This window comes from Tardibacter chloracetimidivorans (genome assembly GCF_001890385.1).
GTDB classification, from domain to species: domain Bacteria; phylum Pseudomonadota; class Alphaproteobacteria; order Sphingomonadales; family Sphingomonadaceae; genus Tardibacter; species Tardibacter chloracetimidivorans.
Genome location: NZ_CP018221.1, coordinates 2,375,446 through 2,399,583, shown reverse-complemented (window position 1 = coordinate 2,399,583; position 24,138 = coordinate 2,375,446). Strand labels below are relative to the sequence as shown.

General features: G+C 64.7%; 21 protein-coding genes. 12 read left to right on the top strand and 9 right to left on the bottom strand.

The window, feature by feature from the left end; genetic code table 11:
- Positions 1 to 60: 60 nt before the first annotated feature.
- Positions 61 to 492, top strand: a complete 432-nt coding sequence (locus tag BSL82_RS12350) for a CBS domain-containing protein (RefSeq protein WP_072598768.1) — start codon at positions 61 to 63, stop codon at positions 490 to 492.
- A gap of 3 nt (positions 493 to 495) precedes the next feature.
- On the opposite strand, the gene BSL82_RS12345 is transcribed toward BSL82_RS12350, so the two are convergent.
- The 5 genes from BSL82_RS12345 to BSL82_RS12325 all read right to left on the bottom strand — a co-directional run bounded on the left by BSL82_RS12345 (position 496) and on the right by BSL82_RS12325 (position 4,209).
- Positions 496 to 1,023, bottom strand: coding sequence for an acyloxyacyl hydrolase (locus BSL82_RS12345; protein ID WP_072597788.1), 528 nt, complete (start codon positions 1,021 to 1,023; stop codon positions 496 to 498).
- Entirely contained in the window at positions 1,023 to 1,160 is a 138-nt protein-coding gene (locus BSL82_RS12340) for a DUF2474 domain-containing protein (RefSeq protein ID WP_072597787.1), read from the bottom strand. Before BSL82_RS12340 ends, BSL82_RS12345 begins: the two co-directional genes overlap by 1 nt.
- A complete protein-coding gene (cydB, locus tag BSL82_RS12335) occupies positions 1,141 to 2,151 on the bottom strand; it encodes a cytochrome d ubiquinol oxidase subunit II (protein WP_072597786.1) in 1,011 nt (336 codons plus the stop codon). Before cydB ends, BSL82_RS12340 begins: the two co-directional genes overlap by 20 nt.
- Entirely contained in the window at positions 2,151 to 3,539 is a 1,389-nt protein-coding gene (locus BSL82_RS12330; RefSeq protein WP_072598767.1) for a cytochrome ubiquinol oxidase subunit I, read from the bottom strand. The genes cydB and BSL82_RS12330 overlap by 1 nt, the downstream gene beginning before the upstream one ends.
- A gap of 109 nt (positions 3,540 to 3,648) precedes the next feature.
- Entirely contained in the window at positions 3,649 to 4,209 is a 561-nt protein-coding gene (locus tag BSL82_RS12325; RefSeq protein WP_072597785.1) for an outer membrane protein, read from the bottom strand.
- Positions 4,210 to 4,435: 226 nt separating this feature from the next.
- On the opposite strand from BSL82_RS12325, the gene BSL82_RS12320 reads away from it, so the two are divergent.
- From BSL82_RS12320 to BSL82_RS12295, 6 genes are all read left to right on the top strand, one after another.
- Complete coding sequence (locus tag BSL82_RS12320; protein ID WP_072597784.1) at positions 4,436 to 5,875, top strand: circularly permuted type 2 ATP-grasp protein; 1,440 nt, start codon at positions 4,436 to 4,438, stop codon at positions 5,873 to 5,875.
- Positions 5,875 to 6,807 carry an alpha-E domain-containing protein gene (locus tag BSL82_RS12315; protein WP_072597783.1) on the top strand — a complete coding sequence of 311 codons (933 nt, stop codon included), beginning with the start codon at positions 5,875 to 5,877 and terminating at the stop codon, positions 6,805 to 6,807. Before BSL82_RS12320 ends, BSL82_RS12315 begins: the two co-directional genes overlap by 1 nt.
- 9 nt (positions 6,808 to 6,816) lie before the next feature.
- A complete protein-coding gene (locus BSL82_RS12310; RefSeq protein ID WP_072597782.1) occupies positions 6,817 to 7,650 on the top strand; it encodes a transglutaminase family protein in 834 nt (277 codons plus the stop codon).
- Between the two features lie 10 nt (positions 7,651 to 7,660).
- Positions 7,661 to 8,410 (top strand): proteasome-type protease, encoded by a 750-nt coding sequence (locus tag BSL82_RS12305; RefSeq protein ID WP_072597781.1) that lies wholly within the window; start codon positions 7,661 to 7,663, stop codon positions 8,408 to 8,410.
- Positions 8,411 to 8,516: 106 nt separating this feature from the next.
- On the top strand, positions 8,517 to 9,836 hold the full coding sequence (locus tag BSL82_RS12300; protein WP_072597780.1) for a glycosyltransferase family 87 protein: 1,320 nt from the start codon (positions 8,517 to 8,519) through the stop codon (positions 9,834 to 9,836).
- Between the two features lie 17 nt (positions 9,837 to 9,853).
- Positions 9,854 to 11,080, top strand: coding sequence for a glycosyltransferase family 87 protein (locus tag BSL82_RS12295; protein ID WP_072597779.1), 1,227 nt, complete (start codon positions 9,854 to 9,856; stop codon positions 11,078 to 11,080).
- Here the strand turns inward: BSL82_RS12295 and BSL82_RS12290 are convergent.
- Positions 11,034 to 12,251, bottom strand: a complete 1,218-nt coding sequence (locus BSL82_RS12290) for an argininosuccinate synthase (RefSeq protein WP_072597778.1) — start codon at positions 12,249 to 12,251, stop codon at positions 11,034 to 11,036. The genes BSL82_RS12295 and BSL82_RS12290 overlap by 47 nt on opposite strands.
- A 138-nt stretch (positions 12,252 to 12,389) precedes the next feature.
- Between BSL82_RS12290 and BSL82_RS12285 the strand changes: the two genes are divergently transcribed.
- A complete protein-coding gene (locus BSL82_RS12285) occupies positions 12,390 to 12,956 on the top strand; it encodes an EF-hand domain-containing protein (protein WP_072597777.1) in 567 nt (188 codons plus the stop codon).
- Between the two features lie 101 nt (positions 12,957 to 13,057).
- On the opposite strand, the gene BSL82_RS12280 is transcribed toward BSL82_RS12285, so the two are convergent.
- Entirely contained in the window at positions 13,058 to 14,281 is a 1,224-nt protein-coding gene (locus tag BSL82_RS12280) for an SAM-dependent methyltransferase (RefSeq protein WP_072598766.1), read from the bottom strand.
- 61 nt (positions 14,282 to 14,342) lie between these two features.
- Positions 14,343 to 15,620: a phosphoribosylamine--glycine ligase gene (purD, locus tag BSL82_RS12275; RefSeq protein WP_072597776.1), complete on the bottom strand. Its 1,278-nt coding sequence runs from the start codon at positions 15,618 to 15,620 to the stop codon at positions 14,343 to 14,345.
- On the opposite strand from purD, the gene xseA reads away from it, so the two are divergent.
- The 4 genes from xseA to BSL82_RS12255 all read left to right on the top strand — a co-directional run bounded on the left by xseA (position 15,619) and on the right by BSL82_RS12255 (position 21,402).
- Positions 15,619 to 17,019, top strand: a complete 1,401-nt coding sequence (gene xseA, locus BSL82_RS12270) for an exodeoxyribonuclease VII large subunit (protein WP_083579200.1) — start codon at positions 15,619 to 15,621, stop codon at positions 17,017 to 17,019. The genes purD and xseA overlap by 2 nt on opposite strands.
- Before the next feature lie 11 nt (positions 17,020 to 17,030).
- Positions 17,031 to 17,234 (top strand): DUF2093 domain-containing protein, encoded by a 204-nt coding sequence (locus tag BSL82_RS12265; RefSeq protein ID WP_072597775.1) that lies wholly within the window; start codon positions 17,031 to 17,033, stop codon positions 17,232 to 17,234.
- Positions 17,235 to 17,263: 29 nt separating this feature from the next.
- Complete coding sequence (locus BSL82_RS12260; protein WP_226998456.1) at positions 17,264 to 18,148, top strand: M23 family metallopeptidase; 885 nt, start codon at positions 17,264 to 17,266, stop codon at positions 18,146 to 18,148.
- A 398-nt stretch (positions 18,149 to 18,546) separates the two neighbouring features.
- On the top strand, positions 18,547 to 21,402 hold the full coding sequence (locus tag BSL82_RS12255; RefSeq protein WP_083579199.1) for a TonB-dependent receptor: 2,856 nt from the start codon (positions 18,547 to 18,549) through the stop codon (positions 21,400 to 21,402).
- Positions 21,403 to 21,456: 54 nt separating this feature from the next.
- On the opposite strand, the gene clpB is transcribed toward BSL82_RS12255, so the two are convergent.
- Positions 21,457 to 24,063 carry an ATP-dependent chaperone ClpB gene (gene clpB / locus BSL82_RS12250; RefSeq protein ID WP_072597773.1) on the bottom strand — a complete coding sequence of 869 codons (2,607 nt, stop codon included), beginning with the start codon at positions 24,061 to 24,063 and terminating at the stop codon, positions 21,457 to 21,459.
- Between the last annotated feature and the right edge of the window lie 75 nt (positions 24,064 to 24,138).

Below are 24,138 nucleotides of genomic sequence, written 5' to 3'. Positions count from 1 at the left end.
GCCTTGCGGGCATTGACGCCGAAGGCTGTTATCTCCCGAACGGAACGGATGGAGGTCATCATGAAGGTGAGCGAATGCATGACGCGCGAGGTGGAAATCGTCGATCCCGACACGACCTTGCAGAACACCGCCCGCATCATGGCGGAAATCGACGCCGGAATCCTGCCGGTGAGCGACGGCGAGCGGCTGATCGGCATCATCACCGATCGTGACATCGCGGTCAGGGGCGTTGCGCTGGGCCGGTCTCCCGACACCCGGGTCGGCGATGTGATGAGCCAGGAAGTGCTCTATTGCTTCGAGGATCAGGACGTCGAGGACGTGCTTATCAACATGGGCGAAATCCAGGTGCGCCGCCTGCCGGTGCTGGACCGCGACAAGCGCTTGTGCGGCATTGTATCGCTCAGCGATCTGGCCCCCGGCGAAGAGGATGAGGCCGGTGAGGCGCTGTGCGAGATCGCCCGGCCAAGCGGGCTTCACTCCCAGGCTGTCTGATCGTCAGGGCAGCCGCCAGACAAGGCGGGCGCCGATATTGTCCATTCCCCGGTTCTGCCGGCTGAACAGGGTCGCATGGCTCATGTGGACCCATGAAAGTTCGGCGGTGAGCCGGGGATTTATCTGAACCCCCACGGCAAGCTCCGGCTCGAACAGCACGCGCGATCCAAGATCGACCCGGCGGCCCTTGCGCACCGCATAGAGCGGGCCGTCATGTACGGCGATGCCGATGCCGGGACGCACATAGACGCTGCTTCCCCAGCGCCAGCTCAGCCCCGCCGCCGCGTAATCGGTGCCGCTGCCCGCATTCACGCCCACAAAGGCATAGGGTGCGGGCCGGCCGATGCTGCCAAGCGCCTCGAAAGCTTTGCCCCGCCAGCCGAGCTGAACGTCCACGCCCGATTCGAACTCGGTCGCCGAAATCGGAGTCACGTCATGCGCATAGACGCCGACCCACAATTCCTCGGCATGGGCGGGTGACGACATCACAAGTGCCGCAAGGGTGAAGGTGGCCGCGACCGGTCGGCGCATCAGTCTGCCCCGATCCACAGGCGGATCAGGAAGGCCACAAGACCGAGCGCGGCGACGCTGGCCGCCCAGATGCCGACAAACCAGGCCAGCCGCTTCCACCAGGGAGCGGGCGGCGGGTCAGTGATAGCCTGCCTCATCAACCTTTCCCCGGAACACCCAATAGGCCCAGATGGTATAGCCGAGGATGATCGGCACCAATATGCCCGCGCCGACCAGCATGAAGATCTGGCTGCGTTCAGGGGCCGCCGCTTCCCATATCGTCACCCGCCCCGGCACGACATCGGGCCAGATGGAGATGGCGAGGCCGATCATCGACAGGGCGAATATGATGAGGGTGAGGAGAAACGGCAGCCAGTCGCGGCCCCCGGCTTGCCCCGTGCGGCCGATGGACCGCCACAGCAGATAGCCCGCGCCCGCCACCAGCAGCGGCATCGGCACCGAAGCGAAGATGCCGGGCGAGGTGAACCAGCGCTCGTAATACTGGCCTTCCAGAAAGGGGGTATAGGCGCTGACCGCCGCAATCGCGACGAGAAGCGCTGGTGTCAGCGGGCGGGCGAGGCGCTGCGCATCCGCCTGCACCGCGCCAGACGTCTTCCAGATCAGCCAGCACGAGCCGAGCAGCGCATAGCCGATGGCGAGGCTGACGCCGGTCAGCAGAGAAAAGGGCGACAGCCACTCCCACCAGCCGCCCGCATAGGCGCGGCCTTCAACCGTGATGCCCTGAAGCAGCGCGCCGAGCGTGATCCCCTGGGCAAGCGTGGCGGCAAGCGAGCCCGCACAAAAGGCGGCGTCCCAGCCCGCGCGGTGCGCCGGGTCGCGCCAGCGGAACTCGAACGCGACGCCACGGAAGATGAGGCCGAGCAGCATCACGATGAGCGGCGCATAGAGCGCGGGCAGCACGATCGCATAGGCCAGCGGGAATGCGGCGAGCAGCCCACCGCCGCCAAGCACCAGCCACGTCTCGTTCCCGTCCCAGACGGGTGCGATGCTGTTCATCGCCATGTCGCGCTCGCCGCCCACGCGGAAGCCGGGGAAGAGGATGCCGATGCCCAGATCAAAGCCGTCCATCACCACATAAGCGGCAACCGCAAAGGCGATGATGGCGGCCCAGATGACGGTCAGATCCATCAGTGCGTCCCTCCGATCTGAGAGGCGGGGGTGATTCCGGCGGTGCGGACGGGGCCGGCCAATGTCGCGCTTTCATGCGGCTCGGGCGGTTTCGCCATCAGCCGCAATATGTACCATGTGCCCGCGCCGAACACCGCGAAATAGACGATGACGAAGGCGAGGAGCGATGCCGCGACGGCGGGCGCGTCGAGCGGCGAAACCGAATCGGCCGTCCTCAGCAGCCCGTAGACCGTCCATGGCTGGCGGCCGACCTCGGTCGTCACCCAGCCTGCGATCACCGCGACGAATCCGGAAGGCCCCATCAGCACGGCCGCCTTGTGAAGCCACGGCCAGTCGTACAGCGATCTGCGGGCGCGCGCGACGAGACTCCACAGGCCGACGCCAAGCATCGCAAAGCCGAGCGCGACCATGATGCGGAAAGACCAGAAGACGACTCCCACAGGCGGATGCTCGTCCTCCGGGATGGTGTCCAGCCCGGCAAGCGGGGCGTTTGCGTCGTGCTTCAGGATCAGCGAGGACGCCTTCGGGATCTGGACGGCGTGGTCCACCCGCTTTTCGGCGCTGTTCGGAATGCCGACCAGGATCAGCGGCGCGCCTTCGGGGTGGCTCTGGTAATGGCCTTCCATCGCCATGATCTTTGCGGGCTGATGCTCCAGCGTGTTGAGGCCGTGGAGATCGCCCGCGACGATCTGGACGGGCGCGACCAGCGCCGCCATCCACATCGCCATGGAGAACATCTTGCGCGCGCCGGGGTTTGCCCGGTCCTTCAGCAGGTGCCAGGCGCCCACGCCGCCCACGACGAAGGCGGTAGTGAGATAGGCGGCAGTGACGGTATGGAACAGCCGGTAGGGAAAGCTGGGGTTGAAGATGATGGCAGGCCAGCTTTCGCCCGGAAGGAACTGGCCGTTGGCCCCCATCTCGAAACCGGTCGGAGTCTGCATCCAGCTGTTGACGGACAATATCCAGAAGGCGGAGATGAAGGTGCCGATCGCCACCGCGCAGGTCGCGGCGAAATGCAGGCCCTTGCCCACCTTGTTGATGCCGAACAGCATGACGCCGAGAAAGCCCGCTTCCAGGAAGAAGGCCGTCAGCACCTCATAGGCCATCAGCGGGCCGATCACCGGGCCGGCCTTGTCTGAAAAGACGGACCAGTTGGTGCCGAACTGGTAGGACATGACGATGCCCGACACCACGCCCATCGCAAAGGTGATGGCGAAGATCTTCAGCCAATAGCGGTAGAGATTGGCGTAAACCCCTCGGCCGGTTTTCAGCCACAGGCCTTCCAGCACCATCAGATAGCTGGCGAGACCGATGGAAAAGGCTGGAAAAATGAAATGGAAGCTGACCGTGAAGGCGAACTGCACTCGAGCGAGGAGTAAGGCGTCCATGGGACCCATGTCCTATCGCGCCGGAGTGCAGGGGGCAAATGCGCCTGATGCAATCGCCGATGCGCAGTCTGCGGCCGCCAACGGTGCGGCGGCCGCAGACTGCGCAGCCCTAAAAGTGGAAGACCACGCCCGCCATCGGGCGGATGCTGTCGAAATCATAGGTCTGGGCCTGCAGGCGCAGCCGTGCGCCGCTGTTGCCAGTCAGGCCGCCAAGTCCGATGTCCTTGGGTCCGACTTCAAGACCCAGACCGTAGATCCAGTCCTTCTGGTCGGAAAAGCCGCGATTGCCCTTGCCGTTCACCCATTGATAGCCGGCAGACGCAAAGATGAGGCCGCTTTCACCGGCACGAAAACCGGCGCGGCCCGCGACTCCATATTCCCAGTCAATGTCGCCGAAGCCCTTGCCGACATTGCCCTCGGCACCGATGACTATCGGCCCAAGCGGCACGTTCACGCCCGCGATTCCGCTGATCACCGCACCGTCAAAGCGGCTTCTTCCGGGAACAGTGCCGAATTCGCTGTCGCGGTCGAAGGAGTGATAACCGCCGAGCACCCCGACATAGGGCTCGATTCCAAAGGCCTCGGTTCCATCGGGCGCCGTCATTTCCTGAGCCGAAGCGGCGGAAGAGATCCCGGCGGCCAGCGCCAGGGCAGTCAAAATTCTGAACATAAGCTACTCCAAACTACTGTCACACATCACGGCGAACCGCGGACTGTCACAACGGCTTGAACAGCAACGGGTTTCGTTGGCGGCTCGTTCCCCGGCCGGGTGTTGCACAATGGCCGCACCTCGGTGGGCGCGGTCTTTCGTCCTTCCGTGACATTTTGGTTAAGCCCACTTGTGCAGTGCAGCAACTTGGCGCAGCATGCTCAGGAACACGACTCTGGGAGGGTGGATGCCGGGGCCAGCGTTTGACGAAATGTGGGGCGGCGAAGAGGGCGACGGCGTCCGGCCACCTTATGAGGAAGTCGCTTCCTGGCTTGAAAACACCCCGCATGACGAACTGCTGCAACGGCAGGATGCTGCCGAGACGATCTTCAGAAAATTGGGAATTACCTTTGCCGTCTATGGCGATGACGCCGCCGAGGAGCGGATCATCCCGTTCGACATCGTGCCCCGCGTGATTTCAAGCGACGAATGGGCGCGGCTTGAACGTGGGCTTGAGCAGCGTGTATCCGCGATCAACGCCTTTCTCTGCGACATCTATGGCCGCCGCGAGATCCTGAGCGCGGGGCTGATCCCCGAAGAACTGGTCCTCGCCAATCCGCAGTTCCGGCTGCCGATGACTCGCATCAAGCCGCCGCACGGCGTCTGGGCGCATATCTGCGGCACCGATCTTGTCCGCACCGGCCCCGACAGCTTCTTCGTGCTGGAGGACAATGCACGGACGCCGTCGGGCGTGTCCTATATGCTGGAAGACCGCGAGGCGATGCAGCGCCTTTTCCCCGGCCTTCTGGCGCGTCACAAGGTGCGTCCGGTCGAACATTATCCCGATACGCTGCTGGCGATGATGCGATCGGTCGCGCCGCCGGGGGCGGGGCGCGACCCCTGCTGCGTGGTGATGACTCCCGGGCCGTTCAACTCGGCCTTTTACGAGCACAGCTTTCTTGCCGACCGGATCGGCGTGGAACTGGTGGAAGGCAACGACCTGTTCGTGCGCGACCGCGCCGTCTACATGCGGACCACCGAAGGCCCCAGGCGCGTGGACGTGATCTACCGCCGCGTGGACGATGACTACCTCGATCCGCTGATGTTCAGGCCCGATTCCATGCTTGGGCTGCCGGGGCTGATGGACGCCTATTCGGCGGGCAACGTCACCGTCGTCAACGCGCCCGGCACGGGCATCGCCGACGACAAGGCGATCTACAGCTACATGCCCGAGATCGTCCGCTTCTACAGCGGCGAGGACGCCATATTGCCCAATGTCGAGACCCATCGCTGCCGCGAGCCCGACGCGCTCGCCTATGTGCTGGACCGGCTGCCCGAACTGGTCGTGAAGCTGGTCGACGGATCGGGTGGCTATGGCATGCTGGTGGGGCCGACCGCGACCGCGGCGGAAATCGAGGCGTTCAGGGCGCGCATCGTCGCGTCGCCGGAACGATTCATCGCCCAGCCCACGCTCGCGCTCTCCACTTGTCCGACGCTGACCGCCAAGGGCCTGGCTCCGCGCCATGTCGACCTGCGGCCCTTCATCCTGACCGGGGCCACGGGCAGCACCATCGTTCCGGGCGGTCTGACCCGGGTGGCGCTGACCGAAGGATCGCTCGTCGTCAATTCCAGCCAGGGCGGCGGCACCAAGGACACCTGGGTGCTCCATGACGGAGGGCGGCGGTGATGCTGTCGCGCGCGGCATCCAGCCTCTACTGGATCGGCCGCCACATCGAACGCGCGGATTTCACCGCCCGGCTGATCGAGGCGGCGCTTCAGTTCGACCTCCTGCCGTTCACCGAAACGCAGAGCGACTGGACCAGCGCAATGCAGGCCTCGGGCTCGGCGGGCCTGTTCGACGGCGATCTCGCCACCGCCACCAGGGAGATGGTCACGCATTTCCTGGCCTTCGACCAGGGCAACCCAAGCTCGATCATCTCCTGTCTGGAAAAGGCGCGGAACGACGGCAGGACCGTCCGCACCGCGCTGACCCGCGAATGCTTCGAGACGCTGAACGACGCCTGGATGAGCTTCCGGCCCCGTGCGCGCAACGCGCGCGGCGGCGACCTCCAGCCTTTCCTCGACTGGGTGAAGGAAGTGGGCCGCACCTTCGAGGGCGCCCTCCACCGCACCATGCTGCGGAACGAGCCGTGCTGGTTCCTGCAACTGGGCCTTGTGCTGGAGCGGGCCGACAACACCGCGCGGCTTCTTGACGTCAAATATCATGTGCTGCTGCCCAAGGGCGAACAGGTAGGTGGGGCGCTGGATCAGGCGCAGTGGACGGCGCTGTTGCGCAGCGTCTCGGCAGTCACTGCCTATCGCTGGGTCTATCGCGAGGGGCTGCAACCATGGCTGATCGCCGATCTGATGATCCTGCGCGAGGAAATGCCGCGCTCGCTTGCGGCCTGCATGGTGGAGGCGAACGCACTGCTCGCACAGCTTCGCAGGACCAGCGGCCGCACGGGCCCGGCCGACCGGCAGGTCCGTGCGTTGCAGGCCTGCCTGACCGACCGGAACATTGAGGAAATCTTCCAGTCGGGCTTGCACGAGTTCCTGGCGGGGTTCATCTCCGACAGCAACCGTCTCAGCCTGGCGGTTGCCGAACAGTTCCTCTTCTGAAGCTGAACCATGCGTATCCGGATCGATCACCTGACCCAATATGGCTACAGCCTGCCTGTCAGGTCGGTGATCCAGATTCTGCGCCTGACGCCCCGTTCGACCGCGCATCAATCCGTGATCGACTGGCGTATCGAGGTGGATTGCGACGCCCGCCTCCGTCCCTTCACCGATGCGCACGGCAACCTCTGTCACATGATGACAGTTGATCATCCGGTGGAAAGTCTGACGATCGAGACCATCGGCCAGGTGGATACCACGCCCGGCAGCGGGGTGGTGGAAGGGGTGTCGGAGCCTCTGCCTCCGGCCGTCTATCTCCGCCCCACGCCGCTTGCCACGGCGGACGGGGCGATCGCCGATTTCGCGCGTCAGGCGATGGGCGACGCCACGCGCGATCCGCTGGAGCGGCTGCATACGCTGTTGGGTGCAGTCCACACGGGCCTGCGCTTCGATACCGGAACGACATCCATATTGACGGACGCAGCCTCCGCCTTCGCCGCCCGGAGCGGGGTCTGCCAGGATCTGGCCCATGTCTTTATCGCCGCCGCACGCAGCCAGGGCCTGCCCGCGCGCTATATATCGGGCCATCTGCTTCGGCAGGACGGGGCGGAGCTTCAGGAGGCGGCCCACGCCTGGGCGGAAGCGCATGTGCCGGGACTGGGCTGGGTGGCGTTCGACCCCGCCAACGGCATTTGCGCCGACGAGCATTATGTTCGCGTTGCAGCTGGTCTCGATTATCGTGATGCTGCTCCGGTCGCCGGCGCGCGCTATGGGGGCGGGCTGGAAACCATGTCCGTCGGCTTGCATGTAAGGCCCGGGCAGGCACAGTCGCAGTCACAGTCTTGAGCGAACGAACATGACCTATTGCGTGGGGATGCTGATAGAAGCGGGGTTGGTGATGATGGCCGACACCCGCACCAATGCGGGCGTGGACAACATCTCGGTCTATCGCAAGCTGCATATATATGAGGGTGACGACCGCTTCATCGCGATCGCGACTGCGGGCAATCTTTCGGTCACCCAGTCTACCCTTTCAAAGCTGGAAGAGGGCATATTGAACCCCGAGACCGGCGAGCATGAAACGCTGTGGACGGTGCCGTCGGTATTTCGCGCGGTGCAGCTCGTCGGGCGGATATTGCGCGAGACCCGTGACGAGGTGACGAGCGGCCTCCATGCCGATGAAGGCATAGCCTTTGGCGCGACCATGCTGCTGGGCGGCCGCGTCGGCGGCGAGGCGCTGCGCCTCTACATGATCTATGACGCGGGCAACGCGATCGAATGTCAGCCGGATACACCCTATCTGCAGATCGGCGAGTTCAAATATGGCAAGCCGATCCTCGACCGCTCGCTCGATTACGGCACGCCGCTCAATGAGGCGGTGAAGATCGGCCTGATCTCGTTCGATTCGACCATGCGGTCCAATCTGGCGGTGGGCCTTCCGATAGACATGGTGACGCTCAGGAACGGAGAGGGGCAGGAGGCGCAGCCCTTCCGCATTGAGCGGGGCGATCCCTATTTCACGGAATTGTCCCGTTCCTGGGGCGAAAAGCTGCGCGAGGCGCAAAGCCTCATCCCGCGGCCGCCGTTCATCCCACTGGATGAATGACCCACCTCTGTATATTCCGCCGCCGATGCATTATGGCGTTGCCGCTGCCCGGTGAGGCGCATGGCTGAGGCCGCCGGGTCGACGCCATATTGGTGGTTGGGGGCATATGGATCTTGAGCGCGGACATGAGGGCTGGACGGTCTGGCGCGGGCTCCTGTTGGGCCTGCTCTGGGTGCGCGCCCAGATCAGCGCCCGCCTTCCCACCTTCGGCCTCCTCGGGCTGGCGGCCTGGGCCACGGCCTTCTACTTCGCCCGGCGGCTCTACCTTTTCGACCTGGAGCGGCTGACCGGACTCCACGTCTCGCGACAGGTGCTGATCGGCCGCGATTTCGTGAATGTGTGGACGGGCGGCCTGCTCGCGCGGCTGGGCGATCTCGGCGTCATCTATGACGTGCCCGCCTATCGGTTCGTCCTGCGCAAGGCGATGGAGCTTGGCGGCATCTACGCCTATTCCTATCCGCCGCACACGCTGTTGCTGGCCGTGCCGTTCAGCCTTTTCTCCTATCCGGTGGCGCTGGCGCTGTGGACGGCAGTTGGCGCGGCTTTGTTCTGCCATGCCGCGCGGCCCTATCTGTCGCGGGTGCGCCTGCCGATTCTGGTCGCGCTGATCCTGCCGGGCAGCCTCGTCAATATATGGGCGGGCCATTACGGCTTTCTGGTGGGGGCGCTGGCGCTTTACGGCTGGCGGTGGCTGGATACGCATCCCAGGCGCGCCGGGATCATCTTCGGCATCATGACGATCAAGCCGCATCTGGGCGTGCTTGTGGCGCTGGTGCTTTTGCTGCGCAGGGACTGGGCTGCGATCGGCTGGGCGGCGGCGGCGACAGGCGCGCTGGCGCTGGTGTCGGGCAGCCTGTTCGGCTTCGGATTGTGGCCCGTCTATGTGTTGAAGACGCTGCTGTTCCAGGCCGATCTTTTCACGGGCGAGGTGACTCGGTCGTTCCATCACATGATGCCGACCACATCCGCCGCGATCCTGCTGCTGGGCTATTCGGAAACGACGGCCAAGTTCTGGCAGGCGGTCAGCGCCCTGATCGCGGTGGCCGTGGTGATCGAGGCGTTCCGCAGGCGCGTGGACACGCTGGACCTTGGCCTCATCGCATCCACGGCCGTGTTCCTGGTGGTGCCCTACGCCTTCAACTATGACATGACGGTGGTGTCGTTGGCGGCGCTGGTGTTCCTTGCCCGCGCATCGGAATGGGAAGGCTTCTGGACCCGCCTTGGCCTGCAGACGGTGCTGGCCATCGGCTTCGTCCTGCCGCTGGCGCTGCCCTGGCTGGGCCAGCAGGACGTCGTGATCGGCCCTGTCGTGCTGGCGCTGATGCTGGGTGGGCAGTTGCTTCTAGTTGCCCGCCCACATGGGTTGAAAGTGTCTTTCCCGACGCGGTTCATCCGCCACGTCTTCGGCCAGCGTTTAAGCGCATGAGAAAAGTTTCGAACTGAATGAACATGTCGGTCCGGCTCGAAAGATTATTGCCGGGCTTTGCTCCGTTCGCACGGGTCTGGATCTTATTTACATGTGCCAGCTTCGCCGTTCTGGTGACTGCCGATCTTTTCCGATTGGAGGGGGTGCGGATTGGACCGCATGCGGTAATCGGCCGAGATTTTGTCAATGTCTGGATTGGCGGAAAGCTGGCCTGGATTAATCAACCATCCATTGTCTACGACATAGATGCCTATCGACAGTTTCTGGAGAACAGGCTCAATATCAGAGACGTATACGCCTATTCCTATCCGCCTTCCACACTGCCGATCGCAATGCTTTTTGCGCCCATGCCCTATTGGCTGGCGCTCGTGGTGTGGACTTTGGCAGGAATTGGCGCATTCTATTGCGCGGCTCGGTCGTACTTCAATGCTCTAGGCCTGCCCACCCTGTTGGCGCTATGCAACCCTGCCGCGTTCGTTTGCATTTGGGCTGGCCACTATGGTCTGCTCGTCGGGGCGCTGGCGCTTGCAGGCTGGCGGCTGTTGGATGACCGGCCTCGGGCCGCTGGAATTATGTTTGGTCTGATGACCATAAAGCCGCACCTCGGTATATTGATCGCTCTTGTGTTGCTGGTTCAACGTCGTTGGACCGCAATCATTTATGCAATTCTGACCCTCGGCGGGCTTTTCTTGGTGAGCAGTGCGATGTTCGGCCTCAACAGTTGGTCAGTGTACTTGCTGCACACTTTGAGCTTCCACGCGGAACTGCTGACCAGAGGAGTGGCGGCCTTCCACAGTATGATGCCGACCGTTACGGCCAGCCTGCTCCGGATGAATGTTCCGGAACCTCTGATCAATGCTGTCCAGGCAGCAAGCGCTGCCCTTGCCATTCTCGTTGTCTTGTTTGCGAGCCACCGGGGCGTCAAAACCACAGATATTGGCCTGATTGCTGCCAGTGCAGTCTTTCTCGCTCTGCCTTATGCCTTCAATTATGACATGACCGTGGTCTCGGCGGCGGCGCTTCTTTTCGCTGCTCGGCAGGACTATTCCTACAGCACAATGGAAAAGCTGGGATTGACTGCGGGGTTCTTGCTGCCGTTGCTTCTTGGTCCGGGCCGCACTTACATGGTCGTGGGGCCAGCGATAATGGTCCTGCTGCTACTTGTTCAGTTGAAGATCGCGGTTGCCACCCGCCCCCTCACAGCCCTTCGCGGCGGCCCAGCAGGCGCAGGCGCAGCGCGTTGAGCTTGATGAAGCCCTCGGCGTCACGCTGGTCATATGCGCCCGCGTCGTCCTCGAACGTCACGACCTTTTCCGAATAGAGGCTGTTGGGCGATTTGCGGCCCACCACCCAGGCGCTGCCCTTGTAGAGCTTCAGCCGGACGGTGCCCGTCACTTGTTGCTGGCTGTGGTCGATCGCCGCCTGCAGCATCTCGCGCTCGGGGCTGAACCAGAATCCGTTGTAGACAAGCTCGGCATAGCGGGGGGCAAGCTCGTCCTTCAGATGCGCCGCGCCCCGGTCCAGCGTGAGCTGCTCGACAGCGCGGTGCGCGGTGTGGAGGATGGTCCCGCCCGGCGTCTCGTACATGCCGCGCGATTTCATGCCGACGAAGCGGTTTTCCACCAGGTCCAGACGGCCGATGCCATGCGCGCGGCCAAGGTCGTTCAGCCTCGCGAGCAGGCTTGCGGGCGACAGGCCCTCGCCGTTGACGGCCACCGCATCGCCGCGCTCGAAATCAATGGTGATGTATTCCGGCTGGTCGGGCGCATCCTCGGGGTTCACCGTGCGCGAATAGACATAGTCGGGCACTTCTTCCCACGGGTCTTCCAGCACCTTGCCTTCCGACGAGGTGTGGAGAAGGTTTGCGTCCGTCGAAAAGGGGCTTTCGCCGCGCTTGTCCTTCGGCACCGGAATCTGGTGCTGTTCGGCAAAGGCGATCAGCGCGGTGCGGCTGGTCAGATCCCACTCGCGCCAGGGGGCGATCACCTTGATGTCGGGGTTGAGGCCGTAATAGCCAAGCTCGAACCGCACCTGGTCGTTGCCCTTGCCGGTCGCGCCATGGGAGACGGCGTCGGCGCCCACCTCGCGCGCGATCTCGATCTGGCGCTTGGCGATCAGCGGCCGCGCGATGGAGGTGCCGAGCAGGTACAGCCCCTCGTACAGCGCATTGGCGCGCATCATCGGGAAAACATAATCGCGGGTGAATTCTTCGCGCAGATCGTCGATGAAGATCTGCCGGACGCCCATCAGCTCCGCCTTCTTCCGGGCAGGTTCCAGCTCCTCCCCCTGGCCGAGGTCGGCGGTGAAGGTCACGACCTCGCAACCATAGGTCTGCTGCAGCCATTTCAGGATGACGCTGGTGTCCAGACCGCCCGAAAAGGCCAGCACCACCTTGTTGATCGAACCCGCAGCCATCGCTTGCTCCCCGAATCCAGCACGAATTGCGCCGCGCCTTGCCATTGCACAACCGCTTGTTCAAGCGCGATACAGGATATTCCGTCTATTCAACGAATCAGCGTCGGCCGGAAGGCTGGCAACCACGGGAGACGATGGATGAAGAAGATTCTCTTGCTGGCCGCGGCCGCCGGCGTGCTTGCGGTTCCGGGAATGGCAATTGCCGAGCATCATGGCCATGGCAAGGACCAGCCGATGACCCGCGCCCAGCTTCAGCAGAAGCTGGACGAGAAGTTCGCCAAGATCGACACGAACAAGGATGGCGCGATCACCAAGGCCGAAAGCGACGCCCATCGCGAGGCGATGAAGAAGGAATGGGCCGCCAAGCGTGCGGAACGCCATAACGAACGCTTCACGGCGATGGATACCGACAAGGACGGCCAGATCAGCAAGGCCGAATTCGACGCCGCACACGCGGCGCGCGCTGAAAAATGGGGCGATGGCAAGCGCGGCGACCGCAAGATAATGCGCGGCCACCACATGGGTCATGGCGAGATGCGAGGCGACATGTTCGCGAAGCTTGACGCGAACAGCGACGGCAAAGTGACGAAGGCGGAATTCACCGCCAAGCCGCTGGAAATGTTCGGCAAGGCCGACGCCAACAAGGACGGCACGGTGACGCCTGAAGAGCGCAAGGCCGCTTGGGATAAGATGCGTAGCGAGTGAAAGACAAGGCCGCGGCCAAGCCCGCGGCCTGATCACCAAACCGGCCCGATTTCGTCATCCCGAACTTGTCTCGGCATGACGGGATCGGGGTAATTCTCGACCTACCCCTTCGCCCGGTACTGCGCTTCCGCCCCGGCGATATAGTCGCGCGTCAGGGGCACGGAATCGCGTTTGCGGGCAAGCTGTATCTGGAAATTGCAGTGCCCGTCGTTGCGGAAGGCCGTGATCGCACCTGCCAGATAGAAGGTCCACATCCGGTAGAAGCGTTCGTCGTATAGCGCGACGATCCTGTCCCGCGCGGCGCGCGCGCGGGCATACCAATGCTCGATCGTATAGGCGTAATGGAGGCGGAGCACCTCCACGTCAGTCACCCACAGCCAGCTTTGCTCGATTGCGGGCAACACCTCGGACAGTGCGGGCGAATAGCCGCCGGGGAAGATGTATTTGCGCGTCCAGGGGTCGGTCACGCCCGGCCCGTCCGCGCGCCCGATGGTGTGGAGCAGCGCGACTCCGTCATCGGTCATGCGGTCGCGTACCACCTCGCAGAAGCGGCGGTAGTTGGGCAGCCCGACATGCTCGAACATGCCGACCGAGACGATGCGGTCGAACTGCCCGGCGAGGGCGCGATAATCGACAAGCTGGAACTTCACCCGGTCGGAAACGCCCGCCTCGGCGGCGCGGCGCTGGGCCACGGCGAACTGCTCCTCCGACAGGGTGATGCCCAGCACGTCCACATCGGCGACGCGGTTGAGGTAGAGCGCAAGCCCGCCCCAGCCGCAGCCGATGTCGAGCACCCTCTGTCCCGGCTTCAGACACAGCTTGGCGGCGATATGGGCTTTCTTGTCCGTCTGCGCCTGTTCAAGGCTGTTGTCCCGATCGGTGAAATAGGCGCAGCTGTACTGGCGGTCGGCGTCGAGGAAAAGATCATAGAGCCGGTCCGACAGGTCGTAATGATGGGCGACGTTCTTCTTGGATCGCACCGCGTCGTTCAGCTGGGTCAGGCCCGACAGCCAGCGCTGGCCGCTGGACAGGAGCATGCGCGCCCTGTTGCCCCATTCCCAGCGCATGTTGTGCGAGACGAGATCGAGCAGCGGCAGGATGTCGTCATCGGGCACCCGAAGGCCGCCCGACATGAACTCCTCGCCCGCAGCAAGCATGGGGTTGGTTGCGATCCGACGGGCGGCGGTGGGCGAGGCTATGGTGATCGCAACCGGGGCGCGGCCGGGTGTGGGGCTTCCGTAACGCGTCGTTGAACCGTCCGGCCAGGTGGTGACAAGCTCGCCTTCCCGTATCAGGCGCTTGAGCAATCGGTCGAGCAGCATCACCGGAAGGCGGTTCGACATTGGCGGCTTGTCCTTCTCCCTGTCCCGCTGCAATGGGTAAACGTTATCCGCCTTCCCTTGCAACTTCCCGCCAGCCGATGTCGCGCCGGCAGAAGCCGCCGGGCCAGCGGATGCTGTCGACGGCACGATAGGCGGCTGCCTGCGCCTCTCCCACCGTCGCCCCCAGCGCGGTGACGTTGAGTACGCGGCCGCCGTTGGCGATGATCCGCCCTTCGGCATCGCGGGCAGTGCCGGCGTGAAAGACCATGGCTCCCGTCCCGGCGGCCGCATCCAGTCCTTCTATCACCGTGCCCTTGGTGGGTGTCCCCGGATAGCCTTGCGCCGCCATCACCACGGTCAGCGCCGCCTCGTCCCGCCATTTCGGTTCGATCTCGCCGAGCCTGCCGGAGCAGGCGGCGTCGATCAGTTCCACAAGGTCGCTTTCCAGCCGCATCATCAGCACCTGGCATTCGGGGTCGCCGAAGCGGGCGTTGTATTCGATAAGCTGGGGGCCGTCCGCCGTCAGCATCAGCCCTGCGTACAGCACGCCGCGATAGGGCGTTCCCTCCGTCGCCATCGCCTTCACCGTCGGCAGGACGATGTCCGCCATCACCTGCGCCTCAAGCGCGGGAGTCAGCACCCGCGCGGGCGAATAGGCGCCCATGCCGCCGGTGTTGGGGCCGGTGTCGCCCTCGCCCACGCGCTTGTGGTCCTGCGCCGAACCGAAGGGCAGCACCGTCTCGCCATCGGTTATTGCGAAAAAGCTCGCTTCCTCGCCTTCCAGAAAGGCCTCGATCACCACTTCGGCGCCTGCCGCGCCAAAGCCGCCGTCGAACATCATGTCGACCGCGGCGTCCGCCTCCTCGCGGGTGGTGGCGATCACCACGCCCTTGCCCGCGGCCAGGCCATCGGCCTTGATGACGACCGGCACCGGTTGCGTCGCGAGATAGGCGCGCGCTGCCTTCGCATCGTCGAACCGCGCGTAGGCGGCGGTCGGGATGCCGGCGCGGGCGCACAGATCCTTGGTGAAGCCTTTCGATCCTTCAAGCTGCGCGGCCTTTGCCGATGGGCCGAACGCCTTGATCCCCGCCTGCGCGAGAGCATTGGCCAAGCCTTCGACCAGCGGCTGCTCCGGGCCGATCACCACCAGGTCGATCTCGTTCTCGCGGCAAAATGCAATGACCTCGCCGTGATCGGCCACATTGAGGGCGACACATTCGCCATGGTTTGCGATACCGGCGTTGCCGGGCGCGGCCCAGAGCTTGCCCAGACGCGGCGATTGCGCCAGCTTCCACGCCAGCGCATGTTCCCGGCCGCCGGAGCCCACAAGCAGGACGTTCATGACTTCAGTGCCCAATGATCCGACCCTTAACGAGGAGAATGCCCGGCTGGTAGCCGAGGAAGGTGCTTCAGGCAATTCGCCCGCCCTTTCCGTATCCGAACTGTCGAACGCGCTGAAGCGCACGGTGGAGGACCGTTTCGGCCATGTCCGCGTGCGGGGCGAGATTTCCGGATGGAAACGGGCGGCGTCGGGGCACGGCTATCTGTGCCTGAAGGACGACAACGCCGTGCTTGACGGGGTGATGTGGAAAGGCGTGCTGCAATCGCTGCGCTTTGCGCCCGAGGACGGGCTTGAGGTGATCGCCACCGGCAAGCTCACCACCTATCCCGGCCGGTCGAAATACCAGATCGTCATCGAAAGGCTGGAGATCGCGGGCGCGGGCGCGCTGATGGCGCTGCTGGAGCAACGGCGCAGGAAGCTGCTGGCCGAAGGACTGTTCGACCCTGCCCGCAAGCGCCCGCTGCCGTTCCTGCCCGAAGTGATCGGCGTCGTGACGTCGCCGACGGGTGCGGTGATCCGCGACATATTGCACCGGCTGGAAGATCGCTTCCCGCGCCGGGTGATCGTCTGGCCGGTGCTGGTGCAGGGCGAGACGGCGGCCGCCCAGGTGGCGGCGGCGGTGAGGGGCTTCAACGCCATCTCGGGCGTGGATCGGCCAGATCTGCTGATCGTGGCGCGGGGCGGCGGATCGATCGAGGATCTCTGGGCCTTCAACGAGGAGATCGTCGTGCGGGCGGTCGCCGAAAGCGGCATTCCCACCATCTCGGCGGTGGGACATGAGACGGACACGACATTGTGCGATTTCGCCGCCGATGTCCGCGCGCCTACGCCCACCGCCGCCGCCGAAATGGCGGTGCCGGTCCGCGCCGATCTGATCACCGCCGTCCGCCAGCTTTCGCTCAGGGCGGAACGCTGCGCCCAACGGGTGCTGGAGTCGCGGCGGGAGCGGGTGGAAGGGCTTGGCCGCCGCCTGCCGACACCGCGCGCGCTGCTGGGGCTTGCCCGTCAGCGGGCCGATGACATCGGGGAACGCCTGCCCCGCGCGCTCGCAGTCCGTGCGCAGCGGGCAAGCGCCTCGCTGGATGCAGTGGGCGCACGGCTGCGGCCCCAGCTTCTGGACCGGCGGCTGAAGGAAGCCGGGAGCCAGCTGGAAAGGCTGTGGCGGGTGGCCGAAAGCCTCAATCCCAAGGGGGTTCTGCGCCGGGGCTATGCTTTGGTGACCGATACTTCGGGTCATGTCGTCACCAGCGCGGCGGGCGCCCGAGCGGCGCGGCGCGTATCTCTGCAATTTGCGGACGGCGGCGTCGATGCTACGATAGGGTCAGATGAATCCGCGCCGCGCGCGCCGTCTCCCAAAAAGGCGGCCGCCGCGTCGTCGAGCCAACCCAAGCTGCTTTGAGGTTCTTTCAAATGCTGATGTCGAACGGAGGCCGGCAGGCCCGGCTCCATTATCTCTCCAGTTCCTTCCGCGTCCTGTCGGCGGGGGATTATGTGCTGTGCGCGGTGACGGGCCAGCAGATTCCGCTCGATCGGTTGCGCTACTGGAGCGCGGAGCGGCAGGAGGCCTATGCGTCTGCCGAAGCGTCTGCGAAGCGGGAGTCCGGCATATCCTGAAACCGCCGGGTCGGCTGTCGCTGATCCTTGTGGCGGCCGTCGCAGGGTGCGCGCCGCCTTCGGTTCCGCCTCCGCCGCCCACACCTCTCCCGCCGCCGGTCGCCATCCGTCCGCTGGAGCGGGTGGACGACAACGCCTTTGCCTTTCAGGGGGCGCTCGCCCAGGGCGGCTATGCGATCGGGCAAGCGCCGCCCGACGCCATATCGGTGACGCTCGACGGGCGGCAGGTGATGCTTGCGCCCAACCGCCGGTTCGCGCTTGGCTTCAACCGCGATGCGCAGGAGCGTTCTACCGTTGAGGCGCGCATGGCCGACGGATCGCGCCTGATCGCAAGGATCAGGATCGCGCAGCGCCGATATGATGTGCAGAGCATCCCCGGATTGCCGGGCCGGTCGCAGCCAAGCCCCGAATATGAGCGGCTGAGGAAGGCAGAGCGCGCCCGGATCGTGGAGGCGCGCGCGCAGAGAAACGCAAGCGACGGCTGGCAGCAGCGATGGATCTGGCCGGTGATCGGGAGGATGTCCGGCGTGTACGGATCACAGCGTGTCCTTGGCGGTGTGCCCCGCAATCCGCATTACGGAGTGGACATCGCCGTGCCGAGCGGTACGCCCATCGTCGCTCCGGCGGATGGTGTGGTGGCGCTTGCCAGCCCTCCGCAATTCAGCCTTGAGGGCAATCTGGTGATCATCGATCACGGCATGGGGGTGAACACGGCCTATCTGCATCTGTCGCGCGTGGACGTGCGGCGCGGCGAACGGGTGCGCCGGGGCCAGCGGATCGGCACGGTGGGCACCACCGGCCGCTCCACCGGGCCTCATCTGCACTGGGCGGTGAACTGGCTTGACCAGCGTCTCGACCCGGAGCTTGTGGCCGGAACGATGCCCGGCGCCTCCCGCCGGGGCGATGACGGCTGACGGGCTGACCGGCCGACACCGGAACAAACGTTTTTCTGAAAGGTTGAAATGCCGCGGCCCCGTTTGCCGTACGGCGTTCATGTGCCTGCCACGAGGCGAACAGCGGTCCTCGGGACAAGGCCGCTCGCACACTATTTACACTGTTGCAAATAAGATACATCGCCGCTGAAAGCATGAACCGCGGGTGAACGGCTGCTTTACAGTGGCGTTACGACTCCGCACGATTTGTTCATGCCCGATGGCCGGGGACGCCCGCCGTTGGAAAGCGTTCAGCGGCCAACCCCGCTGGCCGGGAATGATCGAGAGGCCGCGAACGCGCAACTCTTGTTCAAGGAAACGTAACAGTGAGCACCAAGTCAGACAGCGTATGCCGCGCAGCTTTGCGCGGTGGATCAGTGTTGTCGGCGTTCGCCCTGGCGGCCGCCCTTGCATCGCCTGCCGCCGCGCAGGAGACGACGCCATCAGAGGCGCCAGTGCTTCCGATGGCGTCGGCCGAAGATGTCATCATCGTGACCGGCTCCCGCATTGCGCGGCCCGATCTTCAGGCCGCCAGCCCCGTTTCGGTTGTGACGCAGGAATCGATCAAGCTTTCCGGCACGTCCGGCGTCGAGGATTATCTGCGCGACATTCCGCAGGCGGTCGCAGCCTGGGGCAGCGCCACCAACAACGGCAATGAGGGCGCGGCCACGGTCGACCTTCGCAACCTCGGCGAGGAGCGCACGCTGGTGCTGGTCGACGGCAAGCGCTTCGTTCCTTATGATTCGAACGGCGTCGTCGACCTCAACATGATCCCGCCCGCGCTGATCGAGCGGGTCGAAGTGGTGACCGGCGGCGCTTCGGCCGTCTATGGGTCCGACGCCATTTCGGGCGTCGTCAACTTCATCATGCGCAAGGATTTCGAGGGGATAGAGGCCGATGCCCAATACGGCCTGACGACGAGGGGCGACGGACAAAAGACCGCGCTCAGCCTGACTGCGGGCGCGAACTTTGCCGAAGGGCGGGGCAACATCACCATCAACGGCACCTATCGCAAGGAGCAAGCCGTCTATCAGGGCGCGAGGGGTTATTCATTCGATGCGCTGGCCGCGGCCGATTTCAGCCCCGGCGGCAGCTTCACCAATGCGCCGGGCTTCGTCGATCTCGGACCGGACGGCTATCAGTTCGACGCTGGAGGCAATCTGATCGACCTTGGGGCGAACCCGGGCGCGTTCGAGCCGTTCAACTTCAACCCCTATAATCTCCTCCAGGCACCGAACGAGCAATGGACCGCGACCGTCCTTGCCAATTACGAGATCAGCGACAGTCTGGAGTTCTACGGGCGCGGGTCATGGGCGAAGAGCAAGGTCACGACCATCGTCGCACCGACCGGCACCTTCTTCTTCCCGTTCGACATCAACTATCTGGACAATCCGTTCCTGAGTGCACAGGCGCGCGGGGTCTTTGCGGGCTTTGACCTGGACGATCCGGCAACGCCTGCAAACGAGGCGGGGGACGGCATCGTCTCCGCCGCGCTGGGCCGCCGCCTGACCGAGCTTGGAACGCGTGATTCCATCTATGAGAACAAGGCCTGGCAGGTCGTCGGCGGGCTGCGCGGCGAATTCTCCGGCACCTTGCGCTGGGAGGTGTTCGCGCAATACGCCAAGACGAAGCGCACGCAGGATTTCGTCAACGACGTCGCCTATGACCGTCTGTTCCAGGCGGTTCAGGTCACCCCCGGAGGGGCCTGCGTCGATCCGAGCGGCGGCTGCGTTCCGGCCAACATCTTCGGGCCGGGCAATTTGAGCGAGGAAGCGGCGGAGTTCATCCGGCTGGACCTGCACCAGGACGACAGCACCTCGCAGTTCGTGACGGGCGGCTTCGTGACCGGCGACCTGCCGTTCACCGTGCCGATGGCAGCGACGCCGGGCGCTTTCGTGGTGGGCGTGGAATACCGCAAGGAAACATCCAAGGCCCGGCCGGACGCCAATCTGATCGCTGGCAACAGCATCGGCTTTGGCGGATCGACTCCGATCGATGCGCAATATGACGTGAAGGAAGCCTATGCCGAACTGAAGCTTCCGCTCGTCTCGGACATGTCCTTCGTCCAGGAACTGAACCTTGAAGGCGGCGTCCGCTATGCCGACTACAAGAACAAGGTGAAGACGCTGGGCGTTGGCAACAGCTATTCCAACTGGAGCTGGAAGCTGGGTGGCGACTGGAAGCCGGTCAACGATCTTCGGGTCCGGGTGATGTATCAGCGGTCCGTGCGCGCGCCCAACATCAACGAAATTGGCCAGCCCCAGACGCCTTCAACCGGCGATGCGACCTTCGACCCATGCGCCGATTCCAATCCCGTCGGCAATCCGGCGTTGACCCAGCTCTGCATCGACACGGGCGTGCCTGCCGCGCAGATCGGTTCGGTCGGCGGCCCGATCGCCGGACAGATCAACAACTTCATCGGCGGCAACCCCGATCTCGTGCCCGAAAAATCGACCACCTGGACGATCGGCGCGGTGATCCAGCCGCGGGCGCTGCCCGGCTTCACGGCGACCGTCGATTTCTTCGACATCAAGGTTAAGGACGCGATCCTGCAGATACCGGAACAGTCGGTTCTGGACATCTGCTATGGCATTGAACAGGACGCCTCCGGCACCTTCTGCTCGCTCATCGCGCGAAGCCCGACCGGCCGGCTTAATGGCGATACGACGGTGGGCGTCGACGTCAGCCGCCGCAACATCGGCCAGCTGCGCTCGCAAGGCATCGACATTGGCTTGCAGTACCGCTTCGACATCGGCGCGGCGGGCAGTCTGGGGCTGGCCTTCGCGGCGACACGCCAGCTCAAGACCGATCTCCAGTTCGCAAGCCTGCTGCCGACCAACGAATGCGTCGGGCTGGTCGGCAAGATCTGCCTCAGGCCCGATCCGAAATGGCGCTGGACGCAGACCACCACCTGGAACAACGGCCCGCTCACGCTCCAGCTTCGCTGGCAGTATATCGGCAAGCTGACCAACGACACGGTCGGCTTCGGCACGGCCGACCCTGCGGACTTCGTGGTCCCGAAGATCAAGGCCTATAACTATTTCGACCTGGCGGGCAGCTATGACGTGACCGAGCGCTTCTCGCTGCGCGGCGGCATCAACAACCTGTTCGACAAGCAGCCGCCCGTGGTCGGCAACGACTATGGCGGCACGACCGAGAACAGCGGCAACACCTATCCGGCGACCTATGATCCGCTGGGCCGCGCCTTCTTCGTCGGGGCGACCGTCAGCTTCTGAGAAAGCGAGGAGGACCGATAGGGGCGGGAGACATCCCGCCCCTTGTTTATGGCGCTAGGCCGCCTCGGCCGCGCCCGATGAGCCGGTGACCGAGAGCAGCAGTTCGCCGTCGCCTTCCTCGACGCGGATCAGCGATCCGTCCGGCGCGGCTCCGCGCAGCAGCATATCGGCCAGCGGATCCTGCAGATGCTTCTGGATCGCGCGCTTCAGCGGACGCGCGCCATAGACCGGATCATAACCCACCCGGCCCAGCCAGTTGCGCGCGCCTTCCGTCAACTCCAGCCTGATCTTGCGGTCCTTCAGAAGCGCCTGCACGCGCTCGACCTGGATGTCGACGATCGCGCCCATGTGCTGCTGCCCCAGCCGGTGGAAGAGAATGATCTCGTCCAGCCGGTTCAGGAACTCGGGCCTGAAATGCGCCCGCACCATCTCCATCACCTGCGGCTCGGCCTCCTCGACGGACTGGTCGTCGCGCAGCGCTGCGATGAACTGGCTGCCGAGGTTCGATGTCAGGATGATGAGCGTGTTGGTGAAATCCACCGTCCGTCCCTGCCCATCGGTGAGGCGGCCGTCGTCCAGCACCTGCAGCAGCACGTTGAACACGTCGCTGTGGGCCTTTTCCACCTCGTCGAACAGCACGACCTGATAGGGCCTGCGCCGCACCGCCTCGGTCAGCACGCCGCCTTCCTCATAGCCGACATAGCCCGGAGGCGCGCCGATGAGCCGCGAGACCGAATGCTTTTCCATAAACTCCGACATGTCGATGCGGACCATCGCCGCGGGGTCGTCGAACAGGAATGCGGCCAGCGCCTTGGTCAGCTCCGTCTTGCCGACGCCGGTGGGGCCAAGGAAGAGGAAGCTGCCGAGCGGCCGGTTCGGGTCCTGCAGCCCCGCGCGGGCACGGCGGACGGCGGCGGACACGGCTTTCACGGCATCGGACTGGCCGATCACGCGCTTGCCGATTTCCTCCTCCATCTGGAGCAGCTTCTCGCGCTCGCCCTCCAGCATCTTGTCGACTGGAATGCCGGTCCAGCGCGAGACGACCGAGGCGATGTCCTCGGACGTCACTTCCTCGCGTAGCATCGCGCCCGCGCTTTCGGCCTGCGCGTCGGCAAGCTGCTTCTCAAGCCCGGGGATCACGCCGTAGCTCAGCTCTCCGGCACGGCCGAGATCGCCCCGGCGCTGCGCCTGCTCAAGCTCCAGCCGCGCCGCGTCGAGCTGTTCCTTCAGCTTCGCTTCCGCCTGGATCTTGTCCTTTTCGGCCATCCACCGCTGGGTCAGTTCGGCCGACTGCTGCTCAAGCTGGGCAAGCTCGCGCTCCAGCGCCTGCAACCGGTCCTTGGACGCGGCGTCGGTTTCCTTTTTCAGCGCCTCGCGCTCGATCTTGAGCTGGATGATCCGCCGGTCCAGATTCTCGATCTCTTCGGGCTTCGATTCCACCTCCATGCGCAGGCGGCTTGCGGCCTCGTCCATCAGGTCGATCGCCTTGTCGGGCAGGAAGCGGTCGGAGATATAGCGGTTGGAAAGCGTCGCCGCCGCCACGATCGCGCCGTCGGTGATGCGCACGCCGTGGTGCAGCTCGTATTTTTCCTTCAGGCCGCGCAGGATGGAGATGGTGTCCTCCACCGTCGGCTCGCCCACGAACACGGGCTGGAAGCGCCGCTCCAGCGCCGCGTCCTTTTCCACATGCTTGCGATATTCATCCAGCGTCGTCGCGCCGATGCAGTGCAGTTCGCCCCGCGCAAGCGCCGGTTTCAACAGGTTGGAGGCATCCATCGCGCCTTCGGTCTTGCCCGCGCCCACCAGCGTGTGCATCTCGTCGATGAAGAGGATGATGTCGCCTTCGCCGGCCTTCACCTCGTCGAGCACGCCCTTCAGCCGCTCCTCGAACTCGCCGCGATATTTCGCGCCCGCGATGAGGCTGCCCATGTCGAGCGCCATCAGCTTGCGGTCCTTCAAGGTGTCGGGCACGTCGCCGTTGGCGATGCGCAGCGCAAGGCCCTCGGCTATCGCGGTCTTGCCGACGCCGGGCTCGCCGATCAGCACCGGATTGTTCTTGGTGCGACGGGCAAGCACCTGGATGGTGCGGCGGATTTCCTCGTCGCGGCCGATCACCGGGTCCAGCTTGCCGTCCCGCGCCGCCTGGGTCAGGTCGCGGGCGAACTTCTTCAATGCGTCATAGCGGTCCTCGGCGGTCGCGGTGTCGGCGCTGCGGCCCTGGCGGATCTGGTTGATCGCGGCGTTCAGCCCCTCGGCCTTCACGCCTGCGTCGGCCAGCGCCTTGCCGGCCGGAGTGGTGGTGGCAAGCGTCAGCGCCAGCAGCAGCCGTTCCACCGTGACGAAGCTGTCGCCCGATTTCTGGGCGATCTGTTCGGCCGAATCGAGCACGCGCACGCTGTCGTTGTCGAGGCCGGGCGGCTGGTTCGCGCCGCCGCCGGACACCTGTGGTATCTTTGCCAGCGCGGCGTCGGTCGCGCGCACGGCCGCCTCCACATTGCCGCCGCCCGCGCGGATAAGGCCCGACGCCATGCCCTGATCGTCTTCCAGCAGCGCCTTCAGCAGATGCTCCGGCCCGATCCGCTGATGGTTCATGCGGATGGCGACGGTCTGCGCGGCCTGCAGAAAGCCCTTGGCCCGATCGGTGAATTTCTCAAGGTTCATAATGCGATCCCCTCGTGGAACAGGGCCGATATGGTGTTGCCTTTTTGCAACACAAGAGCTTCGGCGGCGGTATTG

Bases quoted from the DNA above. Each gene is read 5' to 3' on its own strand.
- BSL82_RS12285 (WP_072597777.1), top strand. From the start codon at position 12,390: ATGAAGAAGATTCTCTTGCTGGCCGCGGCCGCCGGCGTGCTTGCGGTT.
- BSL82_RS12300 (WP_072597780.1), top strand. From the start codon at position 8,517: ATGGATCTTGAGCGCGGACATGAGGGCTGGACGGTCTGGCGCGGGCTC.
- BSL82_RS12305 (WP_072597781.1), top strand. From the start codon at position 7,661: ATGACCTATTGCGTGGGGATGCTGATAGAAGCGGGGTTGGTGATGATG.
- BSL82_RS12340 (WP_072597787.1), bottom strand. From the start codon at position 1,160: ATGAGGCAGGCTATCACTGACCCGCCGCCCGCTCCCTGGTGGAAGCGG.
- BSL82_RS12345 (WP_072597788.1), bottom strand. From the start codon at position 1,023: ATGCGCCGACCGGTCGCGGCCACCTTCACCCTTGCGGCACTTGTGATG.
- BSL82_RS12330 (WP_072598767.1), bottom strand. From the start codon at position 3,539: ATGGACGCCTTACTCCTCGCTCGAGTGCAGTTCGCCTTCACGGTCAGC.
- BSL82_RS12320 (WP_072597784.1), top strand. From the start codon at position 4,436: ATGCCGGGGCCAGCGTTTGACGAAATGTGGGGCGGCGAAGAGGGCGAC.
- purD (WP_072597776.1), bottom strand. From the start codon at position 15,620: ATGAACGTCCTGCTTGTGGGCTCCGGCGGCCGGGAACATGCGCTGGCG.
- clpB (WP_072597773.1), bottom strand. From the start codon at position 24,063: ATGAACCTTGAGAAATTCACCGATCGGGCCAAGGGCTTTCTGCAGGCC.
- BSL82_RS12310 (WP_072597782.1), top strand. From the start codon at position 6,817: ATGCGTATCCGGATCGATCACCTGACCCAATATGGCTACAGCCTGCCT.
- BSL82_RS12325 (WP_072597785.1), bottom strand. From the start codon at position 4,209: ATGTTCAGAATTTTGACTGCCCTGGCGCTGGCCGCCGGGATCTCTTCC.
- xseA (WP_083579200.1), top strand. From the start codon at position 15,619: ATGACTTCAGTGCCCAATGATCCGACCCTTAACGAGGAGAATGCCCGG.
- BSL82_RS12350 (WP_072598768.1), top strand. From the start codon at position 61: ATGAAGGTGAGCGAATGCATGACGCGCGAGGTGGAAATCGTCGATCCC.
- BSL82_RS12265 (WP_072597775.1), top strand. From the start codon at position 17,031: ATGCTGATGTCGAACGGAGGCCGGCAGGCCCGGCTCCATTATCTCTCC.
- BSL82_RS12290 (WP_072597778.1), bottom strand. From the start codon at position 12,251: ATGGCTGCGGGTTCGATCAACAAGGTGGTGCTGGCCTTTTCGGGCGGT.
- cydB (WP_072597786.1), bottom strand. From the start codon at position 2,151: ATGGATCTGACCGTCATCTGGGCCGCCATCATCGCCTTTGCGGTTGCC.
- BSL82_RS12295 (WP_072597779.1), top strand. From the start codon at position 9,854: ATGAACATGTCGGTCCGGCTCGAAAGATTATTGCCGGGCTTTGCTCCG.
- BSL82_RS12315 (WP_072597783.1), top strand. From the start codon at position 5,875: ATGCTGTCGCGCGCGGCATCCAGCCTCTACTGGATCGGCCGCCACATC.